The organism is Methyloceanibacter sp. (assembly GCF_035650995.1).
Classification (GTDB): Bacteria; Pseudomonadota; Alphaproteobacteria; order Rhizobiales; family Methyloligellaceae; genus Methyloceanibacter.
Genome location: NZ_DASRGO010000153.1, coordinates 1 through 13,700, shown reverse-complemented (window position 1 = coordinate 13,700; position 13,700 = coordinate 1). Strand labels below are relative to the sequence as shown.

Here is a 13,700-nt window from a genome sequence, read left to right as displayed (position 1 = left end):
GCATGGCCGAACAGCGGCGCGAGACCAATCAACGTCCTTCGCCCGATGCCTTGCTCGCCAAGGCAAGCAAGGAGGAAAGCCGCACCGGGCGGCTCAAGATCTTTCTCGGCGCCGCCCCTGGGGTCGGCAAGACCTACGAGATGCTGCTGGAAGCGCGAGCGCGGCAGAAGGAAGGCAAGGATGTCGTCATTGGGCTGGTCGAGACCCACGGGCGCAAAGAGACCGAGGTCCTGACCGAGGGGCTCGAGACGATTCCGCGCCGGCGCGTCAGCTACCGAAATCGCGAACTCGAGGAGATGGACCTCGATGCGATCCTGGCGCGGCGTCCAGAGCTCGTCCTGGTCGACGAGCTTGCCCATACCAATGCCGCCGGGAGCCGCCACCCGAAACGCTATCTCGACGTCGAGGAAATCCTCAACCACGGCATCGACGTCTACACCACGCTTAATATCCAGCACATCGACAGCCTCAACGACGTGGTCGCCCAGATCACGCATGTCCGCGTTCGTGAGACGGTTCCCGACGCGATTCTCGATCGAGCCGACGCCATCGAGCTTGTCGACATCACGCCCGAGGACCTGATCCAACGGCTCAGGGACGGCAAGGTCTATGTCCCCAAACAGGCGGAGCGGGCGCTCGAGCACTTCTTCTCGCCGGCCAATCTCACCGCCTTGCGCGAGCTCGCACTCAGGCGCACGGCCCAGCGCGTCGACGAGCAGCTGTTGAGCGAGATGCAGGCGCGAGCCATCCCCGGTCCCTGGGCAGCCGGCGAGCGGGTCCTCGTTTGCGTCAGCGAGGACCCCCGTGCCGCGGGGCTCGTGCGCTACACCAAGCGGCTCGCCGACCGGCTGCACGCGGCCTGGACCGCGCTCTATGTCGAGACGAAGCGCAGCCTCCAGCTCAGCGAGGAGGATCGCGACCGCATCGCCGACACGCTCCGTCTCGCGCAGGGGCTCGGCGGCGAGCCCGTGACCATTCCCGGCGGCGAGCGACGCGTTGCGGACGACGTGATCGCCTACGCGCAGGCCAACAACATCACGCAGATCGTGATCGGCAAGTCATCACGGTCACGTTGGTTCGAGCTCTTGCATGGCTCGGTCGTGCGCGACCTTTTGCGTTCGTGCGGCAATATCAGCGTGCACGTCATCGCCGGCGAAGAGCTCGCCAAGGACACCATCCCCAGGAAGACGGTCCGCACGGCGGAGCGTGCCGAAGCCTTCGAACCTCGTCCCTACGCTGTCGCTCTGTTGGTCGTCGCCTTGGCGCTTGGCGTCGCGAAGCTTATTCAGCCGTGGCTCGGGATCGAGAACGTCGATCTCGTGTTCATCACCGCGGTCGTTGGGGTCGCGGCACGCTACGGGCTAGGTCCCTCTCTCGCGGCGAGCATTCTCGCTTCGCTTTGCTACAACTTCTTCTTCCTGCCGCCGGTCTATACCTTCACCATCACCGACCCCACCAACGTCGCCGCCTTCTTTTTCTTCATCGTGATGGCCGTGGTGGTGTCGAATGTCGCCTCGCGGGTGCGCACGCTCGCGGTCGCCGCCATGTCGCGGGCGCGCACTACCGAATCGCTTTACGTGTTCAGCCGCAAGCTCTCGGGTGTCGGCACGCTCGACGACGTGCTGTGGGCAACCGCCTATCAGATCGCGCTCATGCTCAAGGTCCGGGTGGTGCTGCTGCTGCCCGAGGACGGCACGATCACCGTCAGAGCCGGATATCCGCCCGAGGATTCCCTCGACCAGGCCGATCTCGCCGCCGCGAACTGGGCATGGGAGCACAATCGCGCGGCAGGCCGCGGCGCCGATACGCTTCCCGGCGCCAAGCGCCTGTTTCTCCCCATGCGCACGGGCCGCGGCGCCATCGGAGTGGTGGGCATCGACAGCGACAAGCCGGGACCGTTGTTGACCCCTGATCAGCGCCGCCTGCTCGACGCGCTTATCGATCAAGGCGCGCTCGCCATCGAGCGCGTTTACCTCGTCGACGATCTCGACCGGGCCGAGCGCCGGGTCGAGGCCGACCGGCTCCGCGCCGCGCTCTTGACCTCGATCTCGCATGACTTGAAGACTCCCCTCGCCGCCATCGTCGGCGCAGCGGGAACGCTCAAGGATCTGTCGGGCTCCTTGGGCAATAAGGCCAAAGCCGACCTGCTCGCCACCATTCTCGACGAGGCGGAACGACTCAATCGCTTCATCGCCAATCTTCTCGACATGACGCGGCTCGAGGCCGGCTCGTTCAAGCCGAACATGGCCCCGCACGATCTCGGCGAGATCGTCGCGACGGCCCTCGAGCGGAGCGGCAAGCTCCTGGCCCATCACAAGGTCGATCTCGAGCCAGCAGCCGACCTGCCGATGCTCGAGCTCGATCCGGTATTGTTCGAGCAGGCGCTGGTGAACTTGCTGGACAATGCCGCAAAATATGCGCCGCCCGGCACAACCTTGCGCATCGCAAGCTGGCAGGAGGGCGACAAGGTGAAACTCGAGGTCGCCGACGAAGGGAGCGGGATCCCACAAGACGAACTCGAGCGCATCTTCGACAAGTTTCATCGCGCCCAGAAAGGCGACCAGGTGCGAGCCGGTACGGGACTCGGTCTGGCCATCTCGCGGGGGTTCGTCGAGGCGATGGGCGGATCGATCGTCGCCGCAAACCGCAGCGACCGCTCCGGCGCGGTTTTCACCATCACCCTCCCGGTGCCCAAGGGGGCCGCGCATCTCGGGACGGCGGCATGACCTCTGTGCCGCTCAAAATCCTCGTCGTCGACGACGAACCCCCGATCCGGAAATTGCTGCGCATGGGGCTCGGAACGCAGGGCTACCAGACGATCGACGCCGCCACCGCCAAGGCGGCGCTCGAGGCGATGTCGGGCAGGCCCGACCTCGTAATCCTCGACCTCGGCCTTCCCGACATGCAGGGGTTGGATCTGCTGCGCGAGATCCGCGCGCGGCGGGAGGATGTGCCGATCGTGGTGCTGTCGAGCCGGGGCGACGAGGCGGGCAAGGTCGAAGCGCTTGATCTTGGCGCCGACGATTACGTCACCAAGCCGTTCGGCATGGAGGAGCTGCTCGCCCGGGTGCGCGCGGCGCTACGCCACCAATTGCAGGCGCAGGGCGAGCGGCCGGTGTTCAAGTTGGGCGACCTCTCGGTCGATCTCGTTCGCCGCGTCGTCAAGATCAAGGACCAGGACGTGAAGCTGTCACCCAAGGAATACGATTTGCTGCGCATCCTGGTTCAGCACGCGGGCAAGGTGCTCACCCACAAATTCCTGCTCAACCAGCTCTGGGCGGTGCCCATCGATGCGCAATATCTGCGCGTCTATGTGCGGCAGCTGAGGAACAAGATTGAGCCCGATCCTGCGCGCCCGCAATACATCCTGACCGAGACGGGCATCGGCTATCGCCTGAGGGCACCGGACTGAGCCTCGAGACAAATCGGCTCAAGGTTGACCCTAATCCGAGCCGGCTCTTGGATGACGCAAATCAGCAAACGCCGGCGTTGACGATTTGTTGTTCAAGATTCCGGAATTAAGGGGTCTCCCTCAGGCATATTTAACAGGGCCTCATCGATCATGCCCCTTCGACCAGCAGCCTTATAGCTGGATCAGGGGGACGTGTGTTCAGGGGGGAGGCCGATGCTCAGCAGTAAGCGAGCGGATCCATTGCATCCAAAGGAATCTGCCTCGGCATCCGAGGTAGAGATGCCCGACCCTCGACCAGGAGAGCCCGGGGCACTCGAACTTCAAGCTCGCCTGCGGACGCAAGTGCGAACCTGGGGCAAAAGCCTGCCCGCACCCAGCCCTGAAACGACGCCGCAGGCCCCCGGATCTGTTGCTCCGGCTCCTGAAATGCCTCCCGCGGCCTCTGACGGGGACAAGCGGAAGCCGAACCTTGGCAAGATTGTCAAATCCTTACTGGCCCTGGTCGCGGTGATCGCCCTCGGATGGACCCCTCTGCAGAGGTTTTTCCAGACCACCAGCGCGGAGGCCACCGTCAACGCACGTCTCGTGACCCTGCGCGCTCCGATCGACGGTCAGATCGTGGAGGATCGCGGGGTGGACGTTGGCGAAGAACTGCGTCCTGGCCGCGAGGTTTTCCGCGTGGTGAATCCGCGGGCCGACCGCAGCCGGCTCGATGAAACTCGAAGACTCATCAGTCAATTAGAGGCTGAAAGTTCCTCTCTACAAAAGCGTCAGGCGCAACTCGAGGACCTCAGCGGTCATTTGCGCACGCAGCGCGACGCCTTCCAGCAGGGCCGCATCGATGAACTCGAAGCCCGTATCGCCGAGCTCACCGCCGAGATCGCAGCGGCTGACGCGCGCGCAGTGGACGCCAAGAGCACGTTCGACCGGACGCAGAAGCTCCACGCTACCGGCTATCAATCGGAAGCGGCACTGATAAGCGCCCGCAGCAACTACAACGTCACCGTCAGCACAGCCGAGTCTCTGCGCCATCGCCTGCGGGGAGCGAAGGTGGAGCTTGATGCGGCGCGCACCGGCTTGTTCGTCGGCGACAGCTATAACGATATTCCTCGCACCGCGCAGCGTCTCGATGAAATCACACAACTGATCACCGATATCAGCGCCCAGATCGAAGAGCGCAACGTGCGTCTCGCGCAATTGAGACGCGATCTCGCCGACGAGGAAAAGAGATATGCCGAGCTCGCTTCGGCGAGTGTAGCCGTTCCAATCACGGGAACGGTTTGGGAGCGCTTGACTGCCAATGGCGAAGAGGTGACGCGCGGCCAGGATCTCCTGCGCATTCTGGATTGTGGGAGCGCTATGGTCACGGCCGCGGTGAGTGAATCCACGTACAATTCGCTCCACCTGGGGCAATCGGCCACTTTTCACCTCAGGGGCGAATCTCTCGAGCGGGAAGCTCAGGTGATCGCGCTCAACGGACTGGCCGCGGTGCCGGCAAATCTGGCGATTGAGCAAAAGGCGCTCGCGCGCGAACCCTACCACGTGACGATCAGGGTCCCGAGTCTCAGTAGCGGGGCGGACTGCTTTGTCGGGCGAACGGGCAAAGTGACGTTTCGCACCGAGCCTGACGCATCGAGCGTCGCCCGGCCATGACCATCGCCTCGGGTGCAACCTATTGGGATACCCTGCTGCCAGGAGTGATTGTCGCTCTGCTAGCGTCGTGCCTGTTACCTTGGCTCGACCGAACGAACGCCTCGGCGCGAACCGTTGCCGTGGCGGTATGTATTGCACTGTCATGGCGCTATATGGCTTGGCGGCTTACATCGACTATTCCGCCGATCGACGAGCCGCTTGATTTTTCGGTCGGGCTATTTTTCGCGGCAGTCGAGCTGCTCGCTCTGATTGGAACCACGGCAACGCTGGTTTTCATGTCGCGAACGCGGAGCCGAAGCGGCGATGCCGACCGTAACATGCAGTGGCTCCTCACTCTGCCCGTCCTGCCGCGCATTGCCGTGCTGATCTGCACTTATAACGAAGACGAGGAGATCCTCGAGCGGACGATCGTCGGCGCGCTGCACATCGATTATCCGAACTACCGCGTGTGGGTGTGCGACGACGGACGCCGGCCAAAGTTGAAGCGGTTGTGCGAGCAGCATGGATGCGGCTATCTCACTCGCGATGACAACCGGCACGCCAAGGCGGGCAATATCAACAACGCCCTAAGACATCTCTCCACATTGGCGGACCGACCGGAGTTTGTCGCCATTCTCGACGCCGACTTCGTGCCCAAGCCGGCATTTCTGGCACGCACTCTTTCCTTGATGCGCGAGGATGACGTCGGCGTTGTGCAGACCCCTCAGCATTTCTTCAACCCCGACCCGATCCAAACGAATCTGTCGATGACGCGGGTTTGGCCGGATGAGCAGCGCTACTTCTTCGACGTCGCGATGCCGTCGAAAGACGCCTGGGGCGGAGCCTTTTGCTGCGGAACCTCCTCATTGATCCGCTTCGAGCCGCTCATGCGTCTGGGCGGATTCCCGACCGACTCTGTTACCGAGGACTATCTCGTGACGCTGCGGCTGGCGGAAAGAGGATATCGCACCGTCTACCTCAACGAACTGCTCTCCGTCGGCCTCGCTCCCGAAGGACTGCGCGAATATATCGGGCAGCGAGGACGCTGGGCGCTTGGCTTCATGCAAATCTTCCGCGGTCCGAGCGCGCCCTGGCGACTCACCAATCACCTTCCGCTGGTTCACCGCCTCATGCTGGTCGAGGCGTTCCTCTACTGGACGACATCGTTCGGCTTCCGCATTGTCGCCTTGATTATTCCGATGTTGTACCTGCTGTTCGACGTTCAGGCCGTCTATGCCAATGTCGAAGAGGCTCTCTCGTACTTCGCGCCGTATTTCATCGCGCAAGTGGCTGTTGTCGCCTGGATTTCGAGCGGCAGAGTCTTGCCGATCATGTCGGATTTGAGCCAGCTCATAAGCGCGGATCACGTCCTCAAATGCGTTGCGGTCGGACTGTTCAAGCCTAGCGGCCACAAGTTCCGGGTTACCCAGAAGGGATTGAGTCGGGGCTCGACATTCGTGCAATGGCAGCAATTCCGCGGCTTTGCCTTGTATCTGGTCTTGACCGTGGCGGGCATACTCTGGGCTTTCACGATCAATGACGCTCGCCCGCTGGCCGAGGCCAGCTTCATCGCCCTGGCATGGAGTTGGTACAACATCATCGTTCTTCTCCTGGCTTGCATCGTCTCGATCGAGACGGTCGAGCGCCGTCGCGGGCATCGACTCCGCGTGAACCGGACTGCGCTGCTCACAACCGGCCAGAGGGAGGCTCCCTATGCGGTTGCCGACATCTCTGTCACCGGCATGCGGCTGATCGGCACTCCCCCGGGTAGCGTAGGCACCGCCGTCCAGGTGAAGCTTGAAAATCTCGATGTCGAGGCCTCGGTTGTGCGCCTCTGCAAGGATGGATTTGCTCTGCGATTTGGCCTCGAAACGGCACCCGACGCGCGCCGAGCACTGATCCGGCATGTCTACGGGAGCGGCTCCTCCGATTCGGTTGGAACGGTCCACCCCGCCGCCGTCGCCGGCGCCGTTGTCAGTCGGCTGCTGGGCTAAACGGCATCAAAAGATTATCAAGGCGTGCGTAACGGAAGCCTGGGCGCGGCATCTCCAGGGCTCCGGTTCAGCATCGTACCCCACCAGCCCGACACCGATTGCCTAGCGGACAAGCGTTCTGCTGTCGGAATGAGCAGCCGCAGTGTCGCCGAGGAGACAGACTGCGGGCCTCCTTGCGTTCTGTTTCGGCTGAAATCCGGCGAGGTGAGTGTGCGCCGGCTCATGGCACGAACCCTGCTTCGAAGCCCGCAGATCGCATCAGACCAGATGATGCCTCGCGCCGCCCGATGTCGACAGCAAGACCGCACTCTTGCTCGGCGACGTCACGGCCGAGGTTTCACTCGTGCCGGGAGCGCCAATATGAATCGGACTGCTTTTACCGAACTGCCGGTCGTCGACATCTCCGGACTCTCCTCCAACGATCCCGAGCGGAAACAGGCGACCGCCGAGACCCTCGGCCGCGCCGCACGCGAGGTCGGCTTCTGCTACGTCGCCGGTCACGGCATTCCGCAATCCGTGTTCTCAGGCGTCGTGGATTCCGCGGCGCGCTTCTTCGCCCTGCCGCAAGACGAGAAGATGAAGGTCTATATCGGCCTGTCGCGCAACCACCGGGGCTACGTTCCGGAAGGCGAAGAGGTGTTCGCGACGGGATCGAAGGATCGCAAGGAGGCCTTCGATCTGTCGATCGACCTTCCGCCCGACGACCCGGATTACCTTGCGGGTAATCCCTTGCTCGGTCCCAATCAATGGCCTGATATGGCCGACTTTCGCGAGCCGGTGAAGCGCTATTACGACGCCGTGTTCGGGGTCGGCCGTGTGCTCATGAGCGGCTTTGCGCTTGCGCTCGGGGAAGCTCCCGACTTCTTCGATCGTTTTCTCAAGAAGCCGCCCAGCCAGCTCAGACTCATCCATTATCCTTTCAACCCGGGCGCCGGTGAAGCCATGGGCATCGGATCGCACACCGACTACGAATGCCTCACGCTGCTTTATTCCACCGCGCCAGGACTCGAGGTGCTCAACAGCGCCGGCCGATGGATCGACGCGCCGCCGGTCCCGGGGGCGCTCGTAGTCAACATCGGCGACATGATGGAGGTTTGGACGAACGGCGAGTTCGTTGCCACCTCGCACCGGGTGCGGCCGGTCAAGGAAGAACGCTTCTCCTTTCCGCTGTTCTTCGCCGTCGATTACGACACCAAGGTCACCCCACTCGACCGCTTTGTCACGCAAGAGCGTCCCGCCAAGCAGGGCCTCACCGCCGGCGAGCACCTCTTTGCGCAGACCGCCCAGAGCTTCAACTACCTGAAGGCGCGGATCGCCCGAGGCGAAATCAAACTGCCGGATTCTTACGTGCCCCTGTCGTCCTTCGGCCAGGAAGCACGGTACGGCGCCTACAACCAAAGCTAGGCAAATCTCGCTCGGCCCCTGGGGGGTCCGCTTGGAGGAAAGGGTCTCACAAGCGTCTGCTCGGCCTTGGCAAATGTGCGACAAGCGTCTATGTTGGAGTTCCAACATAGCTTTGTGGCATGTCCCACTTCGGTCGGGTCCTGGCCCGCTAACCGTCATGCTCTATCAGGACGCCTTCCTTCAACGGCTTGAGACGGGGCTGAGAAACACGCTGCCGAAGTGGGGGCTGCCGGCCTCGGCGCCAGTCTCCCTCCTGACGATCTCGGAGAACGCCACGTACCTGGTCGAGGACGAGGAGGGTGGCCGGCGATTGGTCCTCCGGGTGAACCGCCCGGCCTACCACACCGAAGACGAGATTCGCTCCGAGCTTGCCTGGATCACTGCGCTCCGCGAACAGCGCGTGGTCGACACCCCGCGGCCGGTTCCGGCGCTCGACGGCGGGCTCCTTTGCTCCTTCCCGGACGGCGACACGCGCCGCTACGTGGTCGCGTTCGAGTACATGTCGGGGAAAGAGCCCGATGCGAGCGACGATCTCGTGAAATGGTACGGCCGGCTCGGCGAGGTCACCGCAAGGCTGCATTTGCAGAGCCGCAAGTGGAAGCGCACGCCGGGCTTCGTGCGCAAAGTCTGGACCTTCGACACCATTATCGGGAAACGGAACTATTGGGGGGATTGGCGCGAGGCGCTCGGCCTGACGAAGGAAGGCCGCACGGTGCTGGAGCGGACCGAAACGCGGCTCGAAGAACTGACGCGCGCCTATGGGATGGGGCCTGACCGCTTCGGCCTCATCCATTTCGACTTGCGGCTTGCCAATCTCCTCGTCGAGGGCGACCGCCTCGGCGTCATCGACTTCGACGATTGCGGCTTAAGCTGGTTTCCTTACGACTTTGCCTCCGCGGTCAGCTTCATCGAGCACGAGCCCTATATCGGCGACCTCATGGCCGCGTGGGCGGAAGGCTACCGCAAGGTCGCGCCGCTCGCGAAGGAGGACGAGGCTTCGCTACCGATGTTCGTCATGTTGCGCCGCATGCAGCTGACCGCGTGGGTCGCATCGCATGCGGAGACGCCGACGGCGCAATCGATGGGAGAGCCGTACACGCACGGCACCGTCGAACTCGCGGAAGAGTTTTTACGCAAGAACGGCTGAGGGCCGAACAGATGCCAAACACCAAGCAGATTCTCGCTCTCAACCGCTTCGATGAGCGTGACGCCGCAGATCTCGATGCCGAGCTGGAATCGTTGTTTGCGCGGCGGCAGGCGGCTTTCGGCGCGTCCTCCGTCCTGTTCTACCAGCGGCCAATCCGGATGGTGCGTGCCGAGGGCGTCTGGATGTTCGATGCCGATGGGCGCAAGTATCTCGACGTCTATAATAACGTCGCCTCGGTCGGCCATTGCCATCCGCGCGTGGTGAAAGCCATCGCCAAGCAAGCCGCGACGCTGAACACCAACACACGTTATCTCTACGACAACATCCACGATTACGCCGAGCGGCTGCTCAAGACCTACCCTGCCCGGCTTTCCAACATCGTGTTCACCTGCACCGGAAGCGAGAGCAACGACTTGGCGCTCCGGCTGACCAAGAGTTTCACCGGCGGAAGCGGCTTTATCGTCACCGAGACGGCCTATCACGGCAATACCGAAGCGGTGACCGCAGTCTCGCCCTCCTCGTTCAAGACCCGCTCCGTGCCGCCGCATGTTCGCACGGTTCCGGCGCCGGATCACTACCGGCATCCGACGAACGATCTCGGCGCCCGCTTCGCCGAGGATGTCGCAAACGCCATCGCCGACCTCGAGCGGAATGGCGTGAAATTCGGCGGCTTGCTCGTGGATTCGATCTTCTCCAGCGACGGCATCTATACCGATCCGCCGGGTTTCTTGAAGCAGGCGGTCGATACCGTGCATGCGGCAGGAGGTCTCTTTATCTCCGACGAGGTGCAGCCGGGCTTCGGCAGGACGGGCTCCGGCATGTGGGGCTTCGAGCGCCACGGAATCGAGCCGGACATCGTGACCATGGGCAAGCCCATGGGGAACGGCTTTCCCGTGGCCGGAGTGGTCACGCGGCCGGAGATCCTCGATTCGCTGTGCGAGACGACCGGCTATTTCAATACGTTCGGCGGCAACCCGGTGGCTGCGGCGGCGGGACTTGCGGTCCTCGATGTGATCGAGGACGAAGGTCTGATCGAGAACGCGAAAGAGGTCGGCCGCTATTTCCGCGCCGAACTTCACGAGCTCAAGGGACGGCATCCCGGCATCGGCGACATCAGAGGTGCCGGCCTCTTCATCGGCATCGAGTTCAGCCTGCCCGGCACGAACGAACCCGATCCGGCCACCGCGAGCTATCTGATCAATGCTCTGAAAGAGCGCGGCATCTTGATCGGCGCGGCCGGAGCCTACGGCAACGTGCTCAAAGTGCGCCCGCCGCTTTGCTTCGCTCGCGATAACGCGGACTTTTTCATCGAAACGCTGAACGCCGTGCTCAGGGATCGCCCGGCAGGCTCGGCGGAGCTTGTGTCACTGCAACAACAGGCTCATCATGGCCCCAAAGGGCCAAAGACGAGGGGGTAGCTGACAAGGGGTGTTCTTTCCGACCAATCGAAACCGGGGGGTAAGTCAACATGGCACAAAGTTCGGCAGAAGCGCTCGAAGCGCAAGAAAGTTTTGAAGTCCACAAAGAGAAGGTCGATCTGCTTCACAGCAAGGCTGTGGGGCTGTTGGGGGTTCTCTTCCTGACCGTGACGGGCGCGGCGCCGATGTCGGCAATGCTCGGCAACGTGCCGTTCGGCGCCGGGTTCGGCAACGGCATCTATATCCCCGCCGCCTTCCTGCTCGCCACGATCGTGCTCACCATCTTCTCCGTAGGCTACGCGGCGATGGCGCAGAAGGTGTCGAGCGTCGGCGGATTCTACTCCTATATCAGCCTTGGGCTCGGACGCGACATGGGGATGGCCGCCGGCATGGCCTCGTTCATCTCCTATAGCGTGTTCGAGGCGTCATTGTGCGGGCTGTTCGCCTATTTCGGCAACGCCTGGGTCCAGACTCACCTGGGCTACAACATTCCCTGGATCTGGTTTGCGGTGTTCATGATCGCGCTGATCTCGTTGCTGGCCTATCGGGATGTCCAGCTCTCGGCCAAGGTCCTCGGCGTTGCGCTGATCCTCGAGGTGATCATGCTTTTGATCTTCGATGCCGGCGCAATTGCGTCGAGCACGTCGAAGTTCAACCTCGAGGCTCTCAACGTCCTCCACGTCAACACGCCGGTGGCGGCGCAGAAGGTCGGCGATGTGGACATCGCGGCGGGAGCCGCAGCGGTCGGCATCTTCATGGCGTTCTGGTCTTGGGTCGGCTTCGAGATGGCGCCCAACTACGCCGAAGAGTCGCGCGACCCCAAGCACATCATTCCGCGCTCGCTCTATTATTCGGTGATCGGGCTCGGGCTGTTTTACATTTTCACCAGCTGGTGTGCGATCTCGGCCTACCCGACCGAAGGGGACATGCTGGTCAAGGCGGTGAAAGACTCGGGCAACTTCTTCCTGACGCCGATCGGGCAAAACGTCGGCAGCTGGGCCGAGGAGTTGATGAGCATCCTGATCCTGACGAGTTCCTTCGCCTGCGGGATGGCATTCCACAACACGGCCGCCCGCTATGCATACTCGCTCGGTCGCGAGGGCGTCTTCCTGCGCTTCCTTGGCAAGACGCATCCCACCTTCAAGAGTCCCTACACCGCCTCTCTCACACAGTCGGTGCTGGCCCTGATCTGGGTGGGGCTGTTCGCCTACTTCCTCGGAACGGACGATCCGAACGCGCAGGCCTATGTCGCCATCTATACGATGCTCGCCATTCTCGGCACCATGCTGCTGCTCATTCTGCAGGCCTTCGTATCGATCGCGATCATTGTCTACTTCCGCCAGAACCATCCGGGCGAGGTCGGGATCATCCCGGGTCTCATCGCTCCGGTGATCGCATTCGTCTCCCAGGTTTACCTCGTCTACTTGCTGGTGGTTAACCTGGAAACGTTCGGCGGCAGCGGCAGCTTCGGCAGCAACATTCCCGCCATCGCGCTCGCCATCATCGTGTGGGGCTTCATCTGGGGCGTGGTGCTGCGATTCACGGCGCCTCAGATTCACGCCAAGATCGGGCGCCTCGTGTTCAACGAGTAGGAGCTCTGCGTTACGCATGATCGCGGCACGATCTCCGCGAAAAGGATAGGACTGGGGCGGGCGTTGCGAGAGCAGCGCCCGCCCTCGCTTCACGCCTTACGTCCATCGAGTCGGCTTTTCGGAGAAACGTCATGTTCACATCGCTCGCAGGAAAAACCGTCATCGTTACCGGCGCGAGCAAGGGGATCGGGCGCGGCATCGCCAGGCGCTTCGGCCTCGCCGAGCTCAATGTGCTGGTCGTCTCGCGACATATCAATGAAGCCAAGAAGGTCGCGGACGAGATCGGGCGCAATGCGTCCGCCTTCGCCGCGGATGTGAGCGAGGCCGATTCCTGCAAGGCGATGGCGGATGCGGCGCTCGAGCGCTACGGCGGTATCGATATTCTCTGCGCCAACGCCGGCATCTTTCCTGCCGCCAAGCTCAGCACGATGACGGCGGCCGACTTTGATCAGGTGATCGGCGTCAATCTCAAAGGCACGTTCCTGTCGGTCTCGGCCGTTCTGCCGGCGATGAAGGCCAAGAAGAAGGGCCGCATCGTCATCACCTCCTCGATCACCGGCCCGATTACCGGCTATCCGGGATGGTCGCATTACGGGGCGAGCAAAGCGGGCCAGCTCGGCTTCATGCGTACCGCGGCGGTCGAGCTCGCGCCCTTCAACATCACCGTCAACGCGGTGATGCCGGGCAACATTTTCACCGAGGGCCTCGAAGGCCTCGGCCAGGACTACCTCACCTCCATGGCCGCCTGCATTCCGATGAAGCGCCTCGGCACCGTGGAAGACATCGCCAACGCAGCGCTCTATTTCGCATCGGAGGAAGCGGCGTACGTCACCGGTCAGACCATTGTCGTCGACGGCGGCCAAGTGCTGCCGGAGTCGCCGGCGGCATTAGAACAGATGGGCGATTAAGCCGGAAGGTTGGCGAGGCAGACGTGAGCTGGAAGACGGCCTATCGTTCCTTCTATTACGACGGCGCGCCGGAGCCCGCCGATCCCGTTCTGCAAAAGGGCAAGGTGGCTCTGCTCGTGATCGACGTGCAGAACACCTATCTCGACCGGCCCGATCCCGCCACGCTCAAGGGCGACGCGCTCAAGCGCTATCA

At 62.8% G+C, this 13,700-nt stretch carries 9 protein-coding genes and 1 pseudogene; all 10 read left to right on the top strand.

Features of this window, described 5'->3' with window-relative positions; all coding sequences use genetic code 11:
• Positions 1-2: 2 nt before the first annotated feature.
• On the top strand, positions 3-2,726 hold the full coding sequence (locus tag VFB18_RS11540; protein WP_324975208.1) for a sensor histidine kinase KdpD: 2,724 nt from the start codon (positions 3-5) through the stop codon (positions 2,724-2,726).
• Positions 2,723-3,412: a response regulator transcription factor gene (locus VFB18_RS11535; protein WP_324975205.1), complete on the top strand. Its 690-nt coding sequence runs from the start codon at positions 2,723-2,725 to the stop codon at positions 3,410-3,412. The genes VFB18_RS11540 and VFB18_RS11535 overlap by 4 nt, the downstream gene beginning before the upstream one ends.
• 426 nt (positions 3,413-3,838) lie before the next feature.
• Positions 3,839-5,065 carry an HlyD family secretion protein gene (locus VFB18_RS11530; protein ID WP_324975203.1) on the top strand — a complete coding sequence of 409 codons (1,227 nt, stop codon included), beginning with the start codon at positions 3,839-3,841 and terminating at the stop codon, positions 5,063-5,065.
• Positions 5,062-7,038 carry a glycosyltransferase gene (locus tag VFB18_RS11525; RefSeq protein ID WP_324975200.1) on the top strand — a complete coding sequence of 659 codons (1,977 nt, stop codon included), beginning with the start codon at positions 5,062-5,064 and terminating at the stop codon, positions 7,036-7,038. The genes VFB18_RS11530 and VFB18_RS11525 overlap by 4 nt, the downstream gene beginning before the upstream one ends.
• Before the next feature lie 360 nt (positions 7,039-7,398).
• Entirely contained in the window at positions 7,399-8,442 is a 1,044-nt protein-coding gene (locus VFB18_RS11520; RefSeq protein WP_324975197.1) for an isopenicillin N synthase family dioxygenase, read from the top strand.
• Between the two features lie 157 nt (positions 8,443-8,599).
• Entirely contained in the window at positions 8,600-9,589 is a 990-nt protein-coding gene (locus VFB18_RS11515) for a phosphotransferase enzyme family protein (protein WP_324975195.1), read from the top strand.
• An 11-nt stretch (positions 9,590-9,600) separates the two neighbouring features.
• A complete protein-coding gene (locus VFB18_RS11510) occupies positions 9,601-11,007 on the top strand; it encodes an aspartate aminotransferase family protein (RefSeq protein WP_324975192.1) in 1,407 nt (468 codons plus the stop codon).
• Between the two features lie 50 nt (positions 11,008-11,057).
• Positions 11,058-12,599 carry an APC family permease gene (locus tag VFB18_RS11505; RefSeq protein ID WP_324975189.1) on the top strand — a complete coding sequence of 514 codons (1,542 nt, stop codon included), beginning with the start codon at positions 11,058-11,060 and terminating at the stop codon, positions 12,597-12,599.
• Between the two features lie 131 nt (positions 12,600-12,730).
• Complete coding sequence (gene fabG / locus VFB18_RS11500) at positions 12,731-13,507, top strand: 3-oxoacyl-ACP reductase FabG (RefSeq protein ID WP_324975186.1); 777 nt, start codon at positions 12,731-12,733, stop codon at positions 13,505-13,507.
• Positions 13,508-13,530: 23 nt separating this feature from the next.
• Positions 13,531-13,700 (top strand): annotated as a pseudogene (locus tag VFB18_RS11495) (amidase); the annotation flags it as partial.